This is a genomic window from Bacteroides cellulosilyticus, assembly GCF_020091405.1.
Lineage (GTDB): Bacteria > Bacteroidota > Bacteroidia > Bacteroidales > Bacteroidaceae > Bacteroides.
The window spans coordinates 5,981,495-6,001,910 of sequence record NZ_CP081903.1 but is presented as its reverse complement, the minus strand read 5'-3'; the positions used below and the strand labels follow the sequence as shown (position 1 = coordinate 6,001,910).

The window sequence follows — 20,416 nt, the reverse complement described above, 5'->3', positions numbered from 1 at the left end:
ATAAAATCAGAATGCAGCCTTGAAACCTGCATAGAAGTTACGGCATTGAGGGAAACCGGTACTCAGCTCCATATGCTTCCGCTCTTTAGAGATGGTAAGCAGATTGCTACCTCCGCAATAAACACTTAAACCACGAACAAACGTTCCTTTGAAAGTATTTTCAGGGAAGTCATATGTCAATTGCACCTGGTTCAGGCGGAAATAGTTACGCTTATACATCCAGAAAGTGGAATTGCGGTAGTTATTGTCACCATTGGTGGTGGTCAGGCGTGGGTAGGTGGCCACATCCTTTGTATCTTCGGTCCAACGTCCCCATACCACTTCTGAGAATTTGCTCGTACCGCGGTTCCAGTAGTAGGAACTGCTTTTAAAGTCTACAGAGCCGGTTTGACCTGATCCCATGGCAAATAGCGAGAAATTTTTCCATTTCACAGTTAAGTTCAATCCGAAGGAGAAAGGAGGAGCTGACCAACCGTTCTTTCCTAATTCAATTTGGTCCTTGCTGTCGATTACACCATCCTCGTTAATGTCTTTGTACTTCAGGTCACCGGGTTTTACCGTACCAAATGTTTGACGGGCATGATTGTCTATGTCAGTCTGATCCTGGAAGAAACCTTCGCATACATAACCGTAGGAAGCATCGAGTGCACGACCTTTGCGATACTGGTAATCTTCGTCGTAAAGTTCGTCACGTTTCAGAGCTTCGGAGGAGTACACCATACCATTGAAACCGAGTGTTACGTCAAAATCGCCGAATTTCTTGTTGGCACTCAGCGCGAAGTCAAAACCACTGCGTCTGTCCTCGTTATAATTGATCCAGGGCATGAAGGTGGAGTTACTGCTTAAAGCAAAGTACGTAGGATATATGGAAGAGGAACCTTGGGTAAGTAAGCCTTTCGTGTCCTGCCTGAAATAGTTGACGTTCAACTTTAGCAGACGGTTGAATAGCGTAGCATCAATACCTGCACGGAACTCTTCACGTGTGACGAAACCAAGGTTAGGATTATCGCCACGTTTAGAGGCTGGAGTCCATCCGCCCGCTGTGCCATCGTGCCATTGTACATAGAATCCTTCATTTTGTCTTTTGGAGAAAGTTCCTTTATACAGGTAATAATCGGAGATGTCAAGATCTTGATGCAGGTTGGCATAAGATGCTGTGATTTTCAGATCGTTTATAAACTTTACATTTTCCATAAACTTCTCTTTGCTGATTCTCCAGCCTAAAGTGACTGACGGAGAGAAAGCGTTACGCTTGCCTTCGGGTAATTTGGCCGAATGGATCACGGCACCACTGAAATCGGCATAATACTTATGATTGTAATTGTAGGATGCCCGTAAGCCTAAGTTCACATTACTGGTACGGTGATAATCACTGCTTTCATGGTTTTCGTCAGCAGAATTCTGCGTTTGATAACCCCAGCCTATGAATGTAGCTGCTACGTTGTGGTATTTTGCGAACGTGCGGGCATAGTCAAACTGTGCACTGAACGTCATGGTCTGATCGTAAGTGGACTTGCCGACATATTCATTGGGATCTTTTTTGTCTTCATTGTGTTTCTTCAAGGCAATAATCATATCTTTGCCATTCACCTGAGACCATGTAGGTTCATAAACGGCGTAGGTCTCGCTGAAAGCTTCCGAATAGTAAGAAGTATAGTCTACACTATAAGAAGTCTTAAACGTCAGGCCTTTCAATAAAGAACCCAGATCGGCGGCAAGGCTGACATCGAACATAAACATACGTGCCTTTTCCTTGACATATCCGGCAGCCAGAAGATCAGCAAAAGGATTGGTCATGTCGGACGATGTTCCTCCAAGCAGATATTTGCCGTCAATCAGGTGATTACTGTTGGTAATATATTCCTGTATTTGAGCGACGCTGGTATCCATCATGTCGATGGGTAATAGCGGAGCAAACCAATTGGGACGCAAGGTGGATGCAGTTCCCCAAAAGTTTCCGCGACCTGCATACTGATTGGTAAAGACAACTGCCGCATTGGTAGTAGCCTTTAGCCATGAGGCAAGTGTCATGTCTACGTTACCGCGTACATTGAAACGCATATTGTAGGCATTCTTTGATTCACCATATTTCAGCAGGTCGTTACTATAATCCATACCGAAATTCAGGTAATAGTGTGTGCGATCATTACCTCCATATACTTCACCTGTCACATCTGCATTATAATATGCCTTTTTCAGATAGTCCGAACTATAGAAATCAATGTTCGGATAACGATAAGGATTGGTTCCCATGGCAGTGTTGTAGATGTCTGATGCGCTGTATTTTGGGGACAGCCCGTCATTACGGCAAGCTTCATTGTAAAGGGTCATGTAGCAGTCTGAGTCCAAATATTTGGGATAAGATTTGGGAACATTAATGCCTGCATTGCCCCGTACGTCGATGCGCATCGGTTCATTTTTACCGCGTTTGGTAGTGATTAGAATAACACCCTTTGCTGCACGGCTACCATAAAGTACCACGGCAGCAGCATCTTTCATTACCGAAACACTCTCTATTTCCGAAGCGCGTACATTACTTGCACTGCGGGGTACTCCATCCACCAGGACAAGTGCTTCTTGCCCCCATACGTTGCCGGTGTATCCACCTATCAGACTTTCCAGTCCAACTAAGCTACTGGAACTATTTACTTTTTTGGTCAGTTCGGACGTGTTGACCGTAGAAATGGCATGCGTCAAGTCTTCCTGGGCAACCGTACCGAAAGCCACATTCACCAGGCTATCTTTGTTTTCTTCTTGCGCCTGAATACCTCCTGCATGAAACAGAGACATGGCGAAAACAGTACAGCCAATATATATAAACTTTCTATTCATTTTTTGCGTCATTATTAGTTAATACGTCAAGATTACCATCCGGGATTCTGGTAGAACCCTTCATACATGCTAACATCCTTTTTAGGGAGCGGATACCAATAGTGTCTGTCGGTATATTTACGCTCAAGCAATACTACTTCACGCAAGTTCTTGATAGCATTTTCTTCCGGTTCGTCATAATTATAGTCACTAGGATCGGCACGGTCGAACTCAATCTTGGTCTTCAGTGTGTAAGGATATTGGGTGAGAAGCATCCAGCGGCGAAGATCGATAAAACGGAAACCTTCGAAGGACAGTTCCACGGCGCGTTCACGGCGTAATTCGCTCAGGAAGTCAGCAGTACTACCCAGGAACTTGTCGAGTACGGGAGCTACCCCGGCACGTTCGCGGATCTTGTTCAATGCCTCTTCGGCTGTGAGTGAGTAGGTAGCAGCTTTACCCTTCGGACCGTTGTAGCCTACAGCCGTAGCTTCAGCATACATCAGATATACATCTGCCAGGCGCATAAGGCTGAGGATCATGATATTGTTTTCTTTATAACCGTCAACCGTATTCATCAATTGCGGACAGAGTTTGCTGTTCATATAGGCTGTGAAGCAGCCTTTCTTTTCATTTGCTTCTTCACTCTCTCTACCTCCGGTGAAAAGTTCTGCCGTTCCACCTGCACCACCGGTACTTTTCCACTTCACACCGTCGAACATGATGGTTTTATAGAAGCGTGGGTCGCGGTTTTTCCAGGGATGTGTGGGATCATAGCCTGATTCGGCATCTGCCTTTGTCATGTCATTAATCGGGTAACCGTTCTGCATGCCATAGTAGTTTACGTAGTTGGCGGTAGGATAGCATTTAATACCGGAATACTCAATGGATTGAGGTCGGAAGTCGTTAACCATATTCCAGCGCCAGCGTCCACTATAATCCTTGATATTCTCCATAAAGATGGACTCTTTTACTCCGTTCAGCTTGCCGCTTGAGTTATGCAACAGGAAGATGTCGTTATATTCGGAGAAGTCAGCCAGTTCGTAACGGTTGGTCGATTCGGTGAGGGCAAGGGCTTGTCCGAGAGCATCGGCACCTCGTTTGCACAACTCTGCATTGTATTCCTTTGCACCTCCGGAAGCCCAGTTCATCAACGGACTGCCTGCCCAAAGCAAGGTCTTGCCTTTATAAGCTAAAGCCATGATACGGTTGATACGCATATTGTTTTTGCCTAAAGTCACTTTACCGGCGGTGGTTGCATCCCAATCAACAGGAAGTAGACTGGCTGCATGTTCAAAGTCGGCTACGCATTTTTCCGCACATTCTTGCCATGTAAGACGGGCTAACGTGGGAGCTACATCCGAAGACAACACTGTATCAATATACGGCATGCCGCCCCACCATTCCATTAGCATAAAGTGGTACCATGCGCGGAAGAAGTAAAGTTGCCCTTCTATGAGATTACGTTCTTCCTCGGTGGCGCTTATCAGATTGCCGAGGTTGGCGATGCCGATATTGGCCTTACGGATAGCATACCAGGAGTTGGCCCATAAGTGACCTTTGTCAGTTCGGTTGTCTGAACCTGCCGAGCCTTGATTGTTCGGGTAACCATAGTAAACAGTAGTCCAGGCCCAGAAGTCTCCGTTGTCCACACTACGGGCTTGCATACGCATTTCCTGTGGTTCCCAGTATTCATCTTCACCATAGTTGAAGCAAGTATGTCCGGCATCTTTGTTGTTTGAAACTACCGGGATACAATTATAGAGTTCTTCAGTGAAACCCTGAAAGTTCTTAAAATTCTTGTAGGGGTCATTATCCTGGTAGTCACTTTCCGGAGCTTTGTTCAGATAGTCTGTACATGAGGTCATCCCCATTATGCCAGCCATTGCAATAGCCGACATCATAAATAGTTTATTTATATATTTATTCATAATTATCTCTTCGTTATTATAAGGTTATGTCGATACCAAAATTGAAGCGGCGTACCGTAGGGTAGGCACCGTCCGAAGAGCCTGTACCGTAGTTGGCTTCACGGTCATCCGGCATGTCGGTCCACATGTAGAGATTGTCGCCGTTCAAGTAGAGACGGCAGGAATTGATGCCCATTTTCTTCAGCCAATTGTTCTTGAATGTATAGGATAATTCAACATTCTTCAGACGAAGGTAAGCACCATCATACCAGTAACGTGTTCCGGTAGCAGCTGCGTCTACAGTAGTCCCCCAGCGTGGAGTGGGTAGGGTGGCATTACCTCCCGGTGTCCAGTATGAACCTTCTGCATAAGCTACGTGGGCTGTAGAACGGAATGTCGGGAAATTGACTTCACGGGTTACATTGGTTACGCCATAGAATTGGGCAAAGCAACTGAACCCTTTCCACTCAAAACCGAGAGAGGCATTATAGGTGTTCTGTGGTGTACTGGCATACTGATAAGGAGCACGGTCGTCGTTGTCAACTATACCGTCACCGTTGAAGTCTATAATATTGTAGTCGCCCGGTAACTTCATGTCATTTCCGGTTGTCCAATTACTACTACCTATCACATCGTCCCAGGTAGCCAGATTCCCATGGTCGATATATGAATATACTTGGTTAATTGTATGTCCGGCTCCCTTCTGATAAGCAGGTAGCAAGGGAGCGTCATCTCTGAACTTGATTTCATTGATGGCGTGAGTCATACTGGTGTTCAGCCAGGCACGTAGACCATTGTTGAATACATGATTCAAACGTAATTCCAATTCATAGCCGTGGCTGTTGACTTTACCTAAATTGGTTCGGGGAGCCGTTGTACCAAAATAAGACGGAATGGCACGGCTGTCACCGCTAATTATAATGTCCGTACGGGTATCGTTGAATACATCTACTGAACCTGCTATCAGTCCATTAAAGAAAGCGTAGTCTAAACCAATATTACGTTTCTCTACAGTTTCCCAAGAGACATCCGGGTTACCCAGAGAAGAGATTTTCCAGTGAGTATAAGGAGAGTTGTCCGGATTGATGCTACCCATGACAGTGTTACCACCATAACTCAACTGATCTTTGTATAAGAAACGACCAGCTGTAAATCTCTGCCACGGAGCGACCACGGCATCATCACCTACTCGTCCCCAAGAAGCGCGAAGCTTTAACATATCGACGAATTTCAGTTTTTTCATGAAACTCTCTTCACTGATCATCCAACCCAGTGAGAGGGAGGGGAAGAAGGCGAAACGATAATCAGGACCGAACTTTTCGGAACCGTTATAAGCACCATTCGCCTCGAAGAAATAGCGCATGGCGTAGTTATAGGTAAAACGGAATACCCAGTCTTCCCGATAGATGGGGAACACACTTCCCTGTGCCTCTTTTAATCGGCTGAAAAGGCCAAGACCGGTCACTTCATGCTTGCCGAAGGTGCGGGCATAGTCAAACTGCATGGAGTAGTATAGTTTGCGATAAGTGGCTCCAATGTTTGCACTACCGGATTGTTGTAACCAATAGATCGGATTAGTGACTTTGTCGAGTCCTGTTCCTGTATCAGGGTCATATTTATAGGAGATATTGCCTGTATCCGGATCCACCCAGATGCGTTGTGCATCGTTGTACTGGTCACTGAGGCCGCGTTTGTTCTCCGCAAAAGTGTAGTCCATAGAGAAGTTCGCCTTGAATCTCAGTCCTTTGGTCAGCATAGCCAGGTCCTGCTCCAAAATGAAGTCAGTAGTCATTTTGGTGGTGGTGCGTTTCTCTTTACCGCCTACAGCCAGGAAATAGGCTGAGTTGGGTACATCGGCATCACGCGGCGCATACCATCCCCACATACCATTGGAGTAGACGGGACGCATGGCGTCGGGAGCGGATTTATAAGCTGAGTTCCAGAAACCGGTGTCATTGTCGCTCATATCCCAAGGCAGCTGACGTTGTGCATTCGAACCAAACAGGTTGGTAGAGAATTTGGTCGTTTTTGTCAAATGGAAGTCCAGGTTGCTGCGTACGTTGATGCGGTTATAGCCAAAGCCGGAGTTGTAACCACGTCCGTTTTCAAAGCTCTTGAATAAGTCACCTTCGTTTACGAAATCTACAGCTGCGAAGTAATTTACAACTTTAGTGCCACCTGATACGTTGACGCTGGTATTATAGGACATAGCAACTTTCTTGAAAAGCTCATCCTCCCAATCCACATTAGGATAGCGGTCCCACTCTTCGGCATTGGCCGGATGACGATACTTATCGATGATGGCTGCCGGTGTGTAGTTTGCCCATCCGGCAGGATTGAGACAAGCTTCGCGCTCAATGGAGTTATTCATCAAGTAGAATGTGTCATAAGCATCATACTTTTCAGGGAGTTTTGATACTACTTTAGCTGTCATATTGGCCTTGATCTGTACGTTGGCTTTTCCTTCCTTACCGCGTTTGGTAGTGATAAGGATTACTCCATTAGCACCTTTCACACCATAAACAGCAGTAGCGGATGCATCTTTCAATACAGAAATGTTCTCCACCGAGGAGATGTCTACTGAACTCATTTCACGTTCGATGCCGTCTACCAGTACCAGGGGTTCGCTATTATTCCACGAGCTCTGTGTGCGGATAATAATCTTCGGGTCTTCCGCACCGGGCATACCGGTAGAACTGGAAGTAATGACTCCCGGAAGGTTACCCGTTAAGGCAGCTCCTAAATTGCTTACTCCAGCCCGCTCCAGCGTTTTTCCGGAAGTCTGTGTAATGGCTCCTACCACCGACGCTTTCTTTTGCTGTCCGTAACCTACTACTACAACTTCGTCCAGTAGCTGTGTATCATCTTTCAGAACTACTTTGATTGTCCCTTTTGAAGAAGCCTTCACTTCCTGCGGCTCCATACCTACAAACGAAACGACAAGAACTGACTTTTCATTGGGCACGGTCAATACAAAATTACCGTCTATATCTGAGATCGTACCTATTGAATTATTTCCTTTTACAACTACCGAGGCTCCAATTATAGTCTCGCCATTGTCGTCCACGACTGTTCCTTTCACTGTTATTCCTTGTTGTGCCGAAGCTGTCAGGCAGCTAAAAAGCATCAAAAGAAACAAGTAAGGAATCCTTTGAATTTTCTTTTTTACATTTTTCATTACCATTAGTTTAAGATAGTTAATAACTATGTTTTCTCTGATGTCATAAAGCCAGGATTAACTGTTGTCATACATGCTTTCCATAATTCTTTTAGTTTTAAGATTAATAAATAATGATAAAGAACCTTTTTGTTCCCGAAGCAAAAGTAGGAAGTATAATAATAGTAATAAATATGTTGCTATTGCAGAAAGATTAACTGATGTTGCATTCTATATTAGGGGTGTATCATAGACTTTAATTGATGTAACACAGTCTTATTCTTTTAATTCGTAATATGCTTGAAAGTATCTGTAACAGTGATCTTTGGCAGGCTTCTGGAGGGCGTGTACCTTTGTTTCACAGTATTATTAATCTAATTTATTTCTACATGATGAGAATATCATTAAAAACACGGATTGTCTGCCTGCAACTTTGTCTCACTCTGGCTTCGGCACTGCAAGCGGCGGATAAGTTTGTCTCTTTCATTCGGGAAGAAGGTACGTTGGAGCTTGTAACATCTCAACAAAGGAGTTTCAGTATTTTATGTGCTGATGAGGAACATAAAGGAGTATTAACGGCTGTACATAATTTACAGGAGGATTTTTATAAAGTGGCCGATATACGTCCTGCATTAGTGACCGATGCAAAACGGAAGGGAAGTACGGATGGGCAAAATGTACGTATTCTTATTGGTTCTTTTGACGAGTCTCCATTCATAAAGCAATTGGTGAAATCGAAGAAACTGGATGCCCGCGAGTTGAAAGGCATGAATGAGAAGTTTATAATCACCACAGTAAAAGATCCGGTGGAAGGAATACCGGGTGAAGTGTTGTTAATTGCTGGTAGCGATAAGCGTGGAACTATCTATGGAGTTTATGAGTTATCTCGTCAGATAGGGGTGTCTCCCTGGTATTGGTGGGCGGATGTTCCGGCGGAACGGCATGAGGAACTCTATATTAAAAAAGGTGTATATACCGACGGAGAACCGGCAGTGAAGTATCGCGGTATTTTTATTAATGATGAATGGCCTTGCATGGGAGGTTGGACCACGGAACGTTATGGTGGCTTCAATAGTAAAATGTACGTGCATGTGTATGAATTACTGCTTCGCCTGAAAGCCAACTTCCTATGGCCTGCTATGTGGAGTGCTGCTTTCTATGCGGATGATCCCATGAACAGTCCATTGGCTGATGAGATGGGGATCATAATCGGTACTTCCCACCATGAGCCTATGGCGCGTAACCATCAGGAGTATGCTCGCAATCGTAAAGTGTATGGAGCCTGGAACTATCAGACAAACAAAGATGGTATCAACCGCTTTTTCCGTGAAGGTATAGAGCGTATGCGGGGTAAAGAAGAAGTGGTGACCATTGCGATGCGTGGTGACGGTGATGCGCCGATGGGACCTGATACGGATACAAAACTGTTGGAAAATATAGTGAAAGAACAGCGTCGTATCATAGCCGAGGTTACGGGAAAATCTGCTTCTAAGACTCCACAATTATGGGCGCTTTATAGTGAGGTACTGGAATATTACGATCAAGGTATGCAGATACCGGATGATGTAATAATTCTGTTATGTGATGACAATTGGGGAGATGTTCGCCGTCTGCCCGAGCCGGGTGTTAAACGTCATCCCGGTGGTTATGGCATGTACTATCATGTGGATTTGCATGGTGCTCCGCGTGCTTATCAGTGGTTGAATATGACTCAAATCCAGCATATGTGGGAACAACTTTATCTGACGTATGCTTATGGTGTGGATAAGATGTGGATATTGAATGTAGGTGATTTGAAACCGAATGAGTTTCCTACGGATTTCTTCTTGAAAATGGCATGGAATCCTGATGCTTTTAATGCGGGTAATCTGATGGATTATACAAGAGAATTTTGCCGCCAGCAATTTGGCAATGAATATGCTGACGAAGCTGCACGAATTTTAAATCTTTATTGTAAGTATTGCGCTCGTGTGACGGCAGAGATGTTAGATCACAAAACCTATAATTTGCAAAGTGGTGAATTTAAAGCTGTGGCCGATGAGTTTCTGGCATTGGAAGCACATGCTGTCCGTCAGTTTGCTTTGCTGCCGGAGAATAGGCGCGATGCTTATAAGGAGCTGATATTATTCCCTGTGCAGGCTATGGCCAATCTTTATGAAATGTACTGTGCTACCGCCATGAACCGGCAGTTGGTTGCTGAAAATGATGTACGTGCCAATGCCTGGGCGGATCGTGTGGAGTATTGCTTCCTGAGAGATGCGGAGCTATGCGCCGATTATAATAATAATATTGCCGGTGGCAAATGGAAACACATGATGGATCAGACCCATATAGGCTATACTTCATGGGATGAACCGAAAGGAGGAAATATAATGCCGAAAGTAACCCGTGTGGATGCTTCCCAGAACGGAAATATGGCAATGGGTGGTTATGAATACGAAGAGAACAGTGGTGTAGTGGTAATGGAAGCGGAGCGTTTTGCTACATCCGTTCAGGAACCAGGTACACAATGGACTGTTATACCGGACTTGGGACGTACACTCTCCGGACTTTCTTTGATGCCATATACCAAGCCGGTATCCGGTGCTTCGTTGATCTATCAAATGCGATTAAAGTCTGACTTGTCCGGTGTGCGTGTACGCCTGATATTGGATAGTACCTTGCCTTTTATTAAGGGAGGGCATAGTTATGCCATTCGTTTAGATGACGGTGAAGAACAAATCGTGAATTACAATTCAGACCTGACTTGGGCCAACTGTTATTCAAAAATGTATCCTGCGGGAGCGGCACGGGTGATAGAGTCAAAAGTAACTTTTCCTGATGTCACTCTGGAGGCCGGGGTACATACTCTGACTATTCGCCCTCTCAGTCCGGCGATAGTATTGCATAAGATCATAGTAGATTGCGGAGGCGATATGCCCGGTAGGCTTAACCTAACGGAAAGCCCTCGGACAAGAACTTTAAAATAGCTATGTAAAAGATGCCATCTTTTTTATCAAAAGTTGGCATCTCTTGTTGCATAAGTTGGCATCTTTCATATCAAAAGATGCCATCTTTCGTTTTATCCTGCCCTATATGGCGTTCCATATACTCTGATGGTGATATGCCATACATTTCGCGGAATGCCGTGGCGAAGTAAGTGGGATGCGTAAAACCGGTTAATGTAGCTACTTCTGTTATACTATGCCGCTTGTCGGCCAACAGGGTGGCTGCCTGCTTCAGACGCAAGTTACGAATGAGTTGTTGTGTAGTCTGATTCGTGAGTTCTTTGAGCTTGCGATGCAGATGTACACGGCTGATACCTACTTCCGTACTGATCATTTCGACAGTTAATGCCGGATTGCCTAAATTCTCATTGATAACGCGCATGACACGTTCCATAAGCCGGTCATCGGGAGATTTTACTTCTGGGATTGAGATTTGTTCCTCCTGATTCTGACGGCCACTGAAAGCATTACGCAATTGTTCCCGGCGGCGGATGAGGTTTAAGACAGTTTTTCTCAGCAACTCAATGCTGAATGGTTTCATCAGATAAGCATCGGCACCGGTATCCAACCCTTCCAGATTGTCCTCCTCGCTGGTACGGGCGGTAAGCAGGATGATGGGTAGATAGTTGATGTTCACATTCTGTCGTATCTTGCGGCAGAGTGTCAGTCCGTCCATTTCAGGCATCATCACATCGCTGATTATCAGATCAGGCGTATGGGATAATATCGATGCTAACGCTTCTTTTCCGTTACTGCATTCGGTCATGTAAAAGTCATTGCTCAGTTCGCGGCAGATGTAGTGGCGAATCTCTTCATCGTCTTCTACCACAAGCACATGGCGACGACTGCGGGCACGGACTTTGCCGTTGGCTTCTTCATCGTCATCATAAGGCAGCGGGGAAGCTATGGTAGCCGGTTCTGCCGTCGGGATATTTATTATGGTGTCGGCGGCCGTTGTTTCTTCTATTTCTTCCTTTTTCAAATGTCCCTTTCCTAGCGGTAGCCGTATGATAAACCGGGAGCCCGGTTTGCCTTCGCCATTGTCCTCTACGTGAATATTTCCGTAATGCAGCTCCACTAAAGAGCGTGTAAGATGAAGCCCGATACCTGTTCCTATATTTGAGTTGTTCTGACTGTTGCGTATCTGGTAGAATCGCTCGAATATATGTTCCCGCTCAGTGGAAGCAATGCCGATACCACTGTCCGCAACTGTGAACTCAACATATCGGCGCAGAGGTGCATTTTTGGGAAGGTGAGTATCCTCACCTGTGCTGAGGCTGATTTCCACTTGTCCGTTTTCAGGTGTGAACTTACAAGCATTCGACAGTAGGTTCAGGATGATCTTGTCAAAGTTCTTAGGATCTATCCACATTTCTATTTCAGGAGCAGAGGTGTGGAATTTTAAGTCGAGTTTCTTTACCCTTGTCTGTTGTTCGAAGGTTTCTAACAGGTCACGGGTGAAACTAACTATTTCAGCCTTTTTAAACATGAGGGACATTTGTCCTTTGTCTATTTTTCGGATATCCATTAATTGGTTTACCAATTGCAGGATGCGCTCGGCATTCCGTTGTATAGTACTGTAGAGCTTTCTACATTCTGCATCCTTATCTTTTGCCATCAATTGTTGCAAGGGACTGATGATAAGCGACATCGGAGTTCGTATTTCGTGAGAGATATTAATAAAGAACTGTAACTTTGCTTCGTTAATTTGCTCGGCATGGATGTGCTGCAACATCTTTTGATGCATACGGTAACGATGATGCACTTGCATCACAATGAATCCGATGATTGATAATGTCAATAAGATGTATATTAATTTGGCCCAACCTGATGCCCACCATGCCGGATCTATCTGGATGATGATTTCTTTCTCTTCCGAGTAGGCTGTATAGTCTTTGGCTTTCATCCTGAAGTGATAAGTACCCGGTGCCAGATCACTGAAAGAAACTCTGTTGACGCCCGGAGCTAATGCCATCCAGGTTGCTCCATTCATGGAATAAAGATAGGTGATCCGTTCCGGATTATAGAATTCCATGGCTGAGAATTCGATGCTGAACGAGTTGTCTCTATGACATAAACGGAATCGGCTGGCTTCCTGTACTGCTGTTTCTATAACTTCGTGGTTACCGGAACGTGTACCTTTCTTTACAGCTTTGTTATGGATGTAAAAGTCGGCAATTCTAACCTCGGGCTTTTTGACTTCTGTAGTGATTTCTGCTGGTCGGAAAAAGGTGATACCATTGATACCTCCAAAGATGAGATATCCATCTTTATCTGTACAGGCGGCATTTTTGCTGAATTCATTTCCTTGTAACCCATTGCCTGCATAGTAGTTGATAAAGGTACCTGTTTCCGGGTCCATGTTTGTGATACCGTAATTGGTGCTTATCCATAATCCATGTTGTTTGTTTCCTTGAATGGCACAAATGGTATTATTGGGCAATCCATCGTGTGTAGTATAAGTTTTAGAGCTTCCATTTTTTCCGTCTATATGAATGAGTCCTTTGGTGGTACCTGCCCAGATGTCGCCTTGTTCATCCTCGAAGAGGGTCAGTATGATACTGCCACTGAATATCCTGTTTTTCCCATAGGTTGAGGCGAAGTTCATTGTGGGTACGTCCAGACATCCTAAGCCATCGTAGGTGCCGATATATAACTTATTGTTGCGGGTGTACAGCAATGAGGCTACCCAACGGTTGTGGAGTACATTGTAATTCTCCTGATATTCTTTTCCGCTTTCAAAAGTATCGCATCTGTTGACTTTTCCGGTTTTTAGATCGATGTAAAATACGCCTCCGCCCATAACGGCCACCCACAATCGTTCACCGTTCTTGTCTGATGTCAGATACGATATATTTTTTACTTCATTTTGATGATGGTCCTGTAATTTATAGTATCGGCACAGGCCGGTCTTGGGGTCCATCTCTGCCAGCCCTTCCAAAGGCGAAGCCAGCCACAATCTGCCGTCTGCTGTCTGGTGAATGTGGTTGATTGTGGATGGCACAGAATTGGAGGTTTCTTTGTGCTCAAAATGCAGGGAAGGTTTATTCTTTCCTTTTATACCATATATACCGTCATTTGCTGTTCCGAGCCATAAAGTCCCTTCATTATCTTTGCATACTGCTTTTATACTGTTAGAACCTATTTTATTGGTTGTTACAGATTTGTAGCCCATGTACTTGAATTGGTTTGTTGTAGCCGGAAGAAGCATAACTCCTTTGCCGTTGATACCCAGCCATAAGTTGCCTGCTCGGTCCTTTGTGATGGCATGTACATCGGCTTTGCTGAAATCGAAAGTACTGAAACTGAACTCGCTTTCCTTTATTTTCTGTGTGTATATATCATATACTTTGATGCCGTAACCTATGGTTCCGATATAGATTTTTCCTTGCCCGGCAGCGTATATTGTATTGATAGGCAGGGCGGGAAGTATCGGGCAGGAGATAGGGGTAAAAGTATCTTTCTGCTGGTCGTAGATGAATATTCCTTTGTTTATGTTACTGGCATAGATATTCCCTTTTTCATCCAGGCAAATAGAAGTGACTATATTCCAGGCATTCTCTTTTCCGATGAAATAGTGATATATTTGACCTGATGTATCAATACGGTATAACCCCTTTCCTTCTGTAGAAACCCATAGGTTTTCGTTTTGGTCTTCGAATAGATAGGTGATGAAAAAACTGGGAACCGGCAGTTGTGCCTCTTTGATAAGAGGCTCTGTTCCTCCTAATGTTAATGAGTAAATGCCATGACCGGAAGTACCTATTAATAACTTTCCATTCTTACGCTCCAGGATCGTACTGATATGTGCACTCATGTTTATTCCTGTTTGGTACAGAATAGGGATTTCTTTAAAGAGGTCTGTTGCAGGGTCGTAAAGTTGTAGCCCGCGTTGTGTGCCTACCAGGAAGTTCCCTTTGCTGTCTTCAAAGAGTATCCGTACATTGTTATCCACTAATGAACTGTCATTTCCTTCTTTATGTTTGTACACACTGAACTTGGCGCCGTCGTAACGATTAAGTCCGTCTTCGGTGGCTATCCAGATGACTCCGTCTTTAGCTTGATAGATTTGATTGATATTGCTGTTTGATAATTCACGGTCTACCGTAAATAGTTTCTCTGATTGACTGTATCCGTAGGTTGCAAAGAAAAGGAATAAGATGGATAATAGTGTTTTCATGATTACGTTGGGGTTAGCAATTGTGATACAAAAGTAATTGAAAACAGATATTCTCGCAAACATAATATGGAGGAAAACCCCTTTATAAAAGGGGAATGTAACGTATAGCAAATGATGTGTTACATTTCGTGGGATAACTTGAGAGGGGATGAATAGTATCATAGAAAAAGAGGTTACCAGAATGGCAACCTCTTTCCCTAAAAATACTAAAAAGGATTATTTCTTGAAGTAACGGTTGTACAGACCTTCAAAGCCTTTACCGTGACGAGCTTCATCTTTTGCCATTTCATGAACAGTGTCATGGATAGCATCCAGATTCAGAGCTTTTGCACGAGTGGCAATACGTTTCTTGTCTTCGCAAGCGCCTGACTCAGCGTTCATTCTCTTTTCAAGGTTAGTTTTGGTATCCCATACACAGTCACCCAACAGTTCAGCGAACTTAGAAGCATGTTCTGCTTCTTCCCAAGCATAACGCTTGAAAGCTTCAGCTACTTCGGGATAACCTTCACGGTCAGCCTGACGGCTCATAGCCAAATACATACCTACTTCTGTACATTCACCCATGAAGTGGTTGTTCAGGTCTTTAATCATTTCATCATCACAACCTTTAGCTACACCGATCACGTGTTCGTCAGCAAAAGACAGAGGACCGCCTTCTGTGGTTTCTACAACTTCTACGAACTTGCTGGCAGGAGCTTTACACAACGGGCATTTCTCAGGAGCGGCATCACCTTCATATACGTAACCGCATACAGTACATCTAAATTTTTTCATTTTCTTTTTGATTTAATTGAATTAGTTATTCGTTCGTTTTATAAAAAACGTTAGTCTTCTTTACATTGTTTACAGATTCCTTTGTAATAATAATGGATTTCCTGCACTTCGTGTCCATCCATATCCGTATCTACCACTTTTTTTATTGCATCGTCACACGGCAAGTCATAGATTCTTCCGCAACGCTTGCACAAGAAATGTGAATGTGGAGTGGTGTCGGCATCATAGCATGTATTACGCTCGTCGATGGTAAGCGTTTGTGCGGCTCCTTGTTCGCTCAAAATCTTCAGCGTGTTGTAGACTGTAGTTTTTGAGAGTGTCGGTATAGTAGGAGATAATGCCGTATAAATCTCATCTACCGTCGGATGTGTGCGATGCTCCATAAGATATTTCATGATAGCAATACGCTGTACCGAGGGTTTAATGTTATGTCCTTGCAATCGTTCTACTACTACTTCCATATTCGTTTAATTCAAACTTGTAATAATTACATTTTTATTTCGCTTGCAAAGATAAAGACTTATTCGATTTTACCAAAAGATTTCCATTCTTTTTTCCTCTTTTTTATTAAATAGTGTGAATTGGCTGGTAAGGTATTTCTATCCAGAACTCGGAACCTTTACCTATTTCGGAAGAAACTCCGACGGTGGCATGCATCTTTTCGGCAATCATTTGGCAAATGGATAAGCCAAGGCCGGTGCCTTGTTTGAAGTTGTCCAGCTTTACAAAACGTTGGAAAATAGCTTTCTGCTTTTCGGGAGAAATTCCGCAACCGGTGTCCCGCACATAGAATCGCATGTTTCCGTCTTTGGGTGGATAGTAGCCGACAGTGATACTTCCCTCTGTGGTGTACTTAATGGCATTGGAGAGATAATTGCCAAGTACTTGACTCAGACGATTCTTTTCTGTATAGATGTAGCATTTTTTTATGCCAAACTCTGCAATACATTCCACATTTGCAGGCATTCTAAAATGGAAAGCATCTTCAAGTTTACGGATACAGCCGTTGATGTCTACTTCGGTATAACAGAAATCCAGCAAACCGGCTTCTATCCTGGACAGGTCGAGTATATCGTTAATGAGTTGTAGCAACAGGCAGTTATTGTCTTCAATGATCCGGATATATTCACGGTTTTCAGGCGTATTAGCCGTTTCAGCAAGGATACTGGAAAAGCCCACGATAGCATTGAGCGGAGTGCGTATCTCATGACTCATATTAGCAAGAAAAGCTGATTTGAGGCGGTCGGATTCTTCGGCACGTTCCTTTGCAAGAATCAGCTCCTTTTTATGCTTTTGGGAATGAATATAATAGAAGATATACAGGGTGATGAACAAAGCGATAAATAGGATTGTCATCCAGATATAAGTCTTATACTGCTGGTAGACAGTAGGAGGCTGAAAGAAGTAAATAGCGTCTTTCGGATATAAATCTTCTGATATCTTGCACCATTTCAGATCGGCAAAATTCAGATAGGTATGTGCAACTCCGCCATTCTGATAAGGAATGGAAGAGGCTGTTTCTCCCGATAGGATGCGACTGATTGTGGACATTACCGTATCCGTGAAGTCATGGATAGAGATATAATGTCCGCCAGCATAGAGATTTTCTTGCAGGTTTAAGTCAGCTAATGTAAATACAGGAACTTCCAGGAAGCTGGGAAGTATCTTCTTGAGATGGTCCGACAGATAGTAATTCTTGTTATTTCCATATTGCCGGAGCCATGCATAATAGATGACGCCGGTGGTTTTCTTGTAACTGGTAAGTGTATCCAGTAATTCTTCTGTACTTATTTGCTCTGAAGATAAAAGTTCCAGTTTTAGATCAGGAAAATCTTTTTGCATCACCGCACTCACGGCTTGGCGGGTAACTGTGCTGATATAGCGGTTGTCGGAAATAAAAGCAATCCGGTTGACTTCCGGCTGAAGCTGCTTGATGAGTGTCAGAGTTTCCTTGATGTAATAGGGTTGTTTCAGTACGGTGATATTGTAGTTTTTGTTAAATTCTTCGATAGGAATACTGTTTGCTTCTGTCAAAGGAGTTTTTGCTAATAATGTTTGCAGAGTAGAGGGAACCCGTTCGCGTGAATAGCAAAGTATGACAGGGATATTTTTCCAGGGGCCGTCGAAGATGGGCGCACTGACCAACCATCCCGGATCTCCTACGATTATGACAACTTTAGGTGGTGTAGGAAATGTTTGCAGAAGATTATCTTGGGCTTGTTTGACTTCTTCTTCATTGGTAAGCACCGGGACTGCCAGAAAGTATTCACGTAATTCGATATTTCCTTCATAAGGGAAGCGTTTTTGAAGTTCGTTCCGGAAACCATGAATCCATGCTTCTTCTGCATTGACGGAACTGAGGAATAATATATACTCTTTTTCTTTAGCGGAAACTGACAGGCACCCGATTAGAAATATCAGGGAAAGTAACCATTTATGGACTGTATTAGGAGCTCTCATGAGTTTTGTATAACGTGTTTTAAAAATGCCGCTAAAAGTACTAATTATTTAGGATATACCGAGTGAAAGAAATGATAATTTTGTGTTTGTGGATAAATAAGCGTATTTTTGCCGTCAAATATTATAAATGACATCCTTATGAATTACGGATATGTAAAGGTAGCGGCGGCTGTGCCCCGTGTCAAGGTGGCGGACTGTAAGTTCAATGCCCGTGAGATTGAAAAGGAAATAATCATAGCCGAAGGCAAAGGTGTGCAGATCATTGCTTTTCCTGAGTTGTGTGTGACGGGATATACATGCGGTGATCTGTTTGCCCAGCAATTATTGCTCGAAGAGGCGGAAATGGGATTGATACAGATTGTAAGTAATACAAGGCAGCTGGATATCATAGCCATACTTGGCATGCCGATAGCGATGAACGGAGTATTGCTGAATGCCGCAGTCGTAATTCAAAAAGGAAAGGTGTTGGGAGTAGTGCCCAAGACTTACCTCCCCAACTATAAGGAATTTTATGAGAAACGCTGGTTTACATCTGCTGTGGATGTGAGCGAAAGGAGCGTACGCCTTTGTGGACAGGTGGTTCCAATGGGAACTGACTTATTGTTCGAAACTGCGGATACAACGTTCGGCATTGAAATCTGTGAGGATTTGTGGGCACCTATTCCGCCCAGTTCTTCACTGGCATTGCAAGGTGCGGAAATTCTGTTTAATCTGTCGGCGGATAATGAAGGGATTGGTAAGCACAACTATTTGTGTTCTTTGATCAGCCAGCAGTCGGCTCGTTGCATTGCCGGTTATGTTTTCTGTTCGTGTGGGTTCGGTGAGTCTACTACGGATGTGGTATTTGCAGGGAACGGACTGATTTTCGAAAATGGCAGCCTAATAGCTCGCAGTAAGCGTTTCTCTTTCGAGGGACAGGTGATTATCAGTGAAATAGATGTGGAACATTTGCGCACGGAACGTCGTGTTAATACAACTTTTTCCGCTTGTCGGGCGCATTGCGCGCCGGGAGAGGCGGTACGTGTTTCTACAGAATATGTAAATAGCAAAGAACTGAACCTGACGCGTAGTTTTGACCCTCATCCTTTTGTGCCGCAAGGAGTTGAGTTGAACGAGCGTTGCGAGGAAATATTCTCCATACAAGTTTCCGGTTTAGCTCAGCGTCTGGTACACACTGCTGCCAAGAGTGCGGTAGTCGGCATTTCCGGTGGCTTGGATTCTACATTGGCATTACTGGTGTGTGTCAAAACCTTCGATAAATTGGGATGGTCTCGTAAAGATATTATTGGTGTAACAATGCCGGGGTTTGGAACAACAGACCGCACGCATACGAATGCCGTAGATCTGATGAATTCTTTGGGAATCACTGTTCGTGAAGTCAGCATCAAGGAAGCCTGTATTCAGCATTTCAAAGATATAGACCATGATATCAATGTGCATGATGTAGTTTATGAAAATGCTCAGGCGCGCGAGCGTACGCAGATACTAATGGATATTGCCAACCAGACTTGGGGAATGGTAATTGGTACGGGCGATCTTTCGGAACTGGCATTGGGCTGGGCTACTTATAATGGAGATCATATGTCCATGTATGGTGTGAATGGAAGTGTGCCTAAGACTTTGGTTAAATATCTGGTGAAATGGGTAGCCGAGAATGATATGGACGAAGCTTCACGCATGACGCTGCTGGATATTGTGGATACTCCGATTAGTCCTGAATTGATTCCGGCAGATGAAAACGGCAATATCAAACAGATAACGGAAGATCTGGTAGGTCCTTATGAGCTGCATGATTTCTTCCTGTATTATTTCCTTCGTTGTGGTTTCCGTCCTTCCAAGATATTCTTCCTTGCAGCGCGTACATTTAAGGACGTGTATGATGAAGAGACAATCAAGAAATGGTTGCAGACATTCTTCCGCCGCTTTTTCAATCAACAATTTAAGCGCTCTTGTCTGCCGGACGGACCTAAAGTAGGTAGTATTTCCATCAGTCCGCGCGGGGATTGGCGTATGCCAAGCGATGCATCATCAGAGATGTGGCTTCGGGAAGTAGAGAGCCTTGCTTGATCAAGGCATGAAACTAGGAATGGAAAAGAATAAAACCGGAAGTTCCGCACAGGGAACTTCCGGTTTTATT

At 44.0% G+C, this 20,416-nt stretch carries 9 protein-coding genes; 2 read left to right on the top strand and 7 right to left on the bottom strand.

Going from position 1 to position 20,416, the window contains the following annotated elements:
* Positions 1–6 precede the first annotated feature (6 nt).
* The 3 genes from K6V21_RS23130 to K6V21_RS23120 are packed head-to-tail and all read right to left on the bottom strand — an operon-like array spanning position 7 to position 7,905.
* The gene (locus K6V21_RS23130) at positions 7–2,832 is read right to left on the bottom strand and encodes a SusC/RagA family TonB-linked outer membrane protein (protein WP_224320014.1); all 2,826 of its coding nucleotides are present in this window, start codon (positions 2,830–2,832) and stop codon (positions 7–9) included.
* 32 nt (positions 2,833–2,864) lie between these two features.
* Positions 2,865–4,742 carry a RagB/SusD family nutrient uptake outer membrane protein gene (locus K6V21_RS23125; protein ID WP_217714309.1) on the bottom strand — a complete coding sequence of 626 codons (1,878 nt, stop codon included), beginning with the start codon at positions 4,740–4,742 and terminating at the stop codon, positions 2,865–2,867.
* Positions 4,743–4,758: 16 nt separating this feature from the next.
* Positions 4,759–7,905, bottom strand: a complete 3,147-nt coding sequence (locus K6V21_RS23120; RefSeq protein WP_217714308.1) for a SusC/RagA family TonB-linked outer membrane protein — start codon at positions 7,903–7,905, stop codon at positions 4,759–4,761.
* 362 nt (positions 7,906–8,267) lie between these two features.
* On the opposite strand from K6V21_RS23120, the gene K6V21_RS23115 reads away from it, so the two are divergent.
* Positions 8,268–10,847, top strand: a complete 2,580-nt coding sequence (locus K6V21_RS23115) for a glycosyl hydrolase 115 family protein (RefSeq protein ID WP_408912627.1) — start codon at positions 8,268–8,270, stop codon at positions 10,845–10,847.
* 70 nt (positions 10,848–10,917) lie between these two features.
* Here the strand turns inward: K6V21_RS23115 and K6V21_RS23110 are convergent, their stop codons facing one another.
* The 4 genes from K6V21_RS23110 to K6V21_RS23095 form a co-directional block, all read right to left on the bottom strand.
* Positions 10,918–15,045 carry a two-component regulator propeller domain-containing protein gene (locus tag K6V21_RS23110; protein ID WP_224320013.1) on the bottom strand — a complete coding sequence of 1,376 codons (4,128 nt, stop codon included), beginning with the start codon at positions 15,043–15,045 and terminating at the stop codon, positions 10,918–10,920.
* A gap of 216 nt (positions 15,046–15,261) precedes the next feature.
* Positions 15,262–15,819 carry an NADH peroxidase gene (locus K6V21_RS23105; protein ID WP_022210016.1) on the bottom strand — a complete coding sequence of 186 codons (558 nt, stop codon included), beginning with the start codon at positions 15,817–15,819 and terminating at the stop codon, positions 15,262–15,264.
* Between the two features lie 50 nt (positions 15,820–15,869).
* Positions 15,870–16,280, bottom strand: a complete 411-nt coding sequence (locus K6V21_RS23100; protein WP_007215009.1) for a Fur family transcriptional regulator — start codon at positions 16,278–16,280, stop codon at positions 15,870–15,872.
* A gap of 106 nt (positions 16,281–16,386) precedes the next feature.
* The gene (locus tag K6V21_RS23095) at positions 16,387–18,279 is read right to left on the bottom strand and encodes an ATP-binding protein (RefSeq protein ID WP_224320012.1); all 1,893 of its coding nucleotides are present in this window, start codon (positions 18,277–18,279) and stop codon (positions 16,387–16,389) included.
* A gap of 138 nt (positions 18,280–18,417) precedes the next feature.
* On the opposite strand from K6V21_RS23095, the gene K6V21_RS23090 reads away from it, so the two are divergent.
* Positions 18,418–20,346, top strand: a complete 1,929-nt coding sequence (locus tag K6V21_RS23090) for an NAD(+) synthase (protein WP_224320011.1) — start codon at positions 18,418–18,420, stop codon at positions 20,344–20,346.
* The last annotated feature ends 70 nt before the right edge of the window (positions 20,347–20,416 follow it).

Coding starts and splice junctions, on each gene's coding strand:
- K6V21_RS23110 (WP_224320013.1), bottom strand. CDS start 15,045: ATGAAAACACTATTATCCATCTTATTCCTTTTCTTTGCAACCTACGGA.
- K6V21_RS23090 (WP_224320011.1), top strand. CDS start 18,418: ATGAATTACGGATATGTAAAGGTAGCGGCGGCTGTGCCCCGTGTCAAG.
- K6V21_RS23095 (WP_224320012.1), bottom strand. CDS start 18,279: ATGAGAGCTCCTAATACAGTCCATAAATGGTTACTTTCCCTGATATTT.
- K6V21_RS23125 (WP_217714309.1), bottom strand. CDS start 4,742: ATGAATAAATATATAAATAAACTATTTATGATGTCGGCTATTGCAATG.
- K6V21_RS23115 (WP_408912627.1), top strand. CDS start 8,268: ATGATGAGAATATCATTAAAAACACGGATTGTCTGCCTGCAACTTTGT.
- K6V21_RS23100 (WP_007215009.1), bottom strand. CDS start 16,280: ATGGAAGTAGTAGTAGAACGATTGCAAGGACATAACATTAAACCCTCG.
- K6V21_RS23130 (WP_224320014.1), bottom strand. CDS start 2,832: ATGAATAGAAAGTTTATATATATTGGCTGTACTGTTTTCGCCATGTCT.
- K6V21_RS23120 (WP_217714308.1), bottom strand. CDS start 7,905: ATGGTAATGAAAAATGTAAAAAAGAAAATTCAAAGGATTCCTTACTTG.
- K6V21_RS23105 (WP_022210016.1), bottom strand. CDS start 15,819: ATGAAAAAATTTAGATGTACTGTATGCGGTTACGTATATGAAGGTGAT.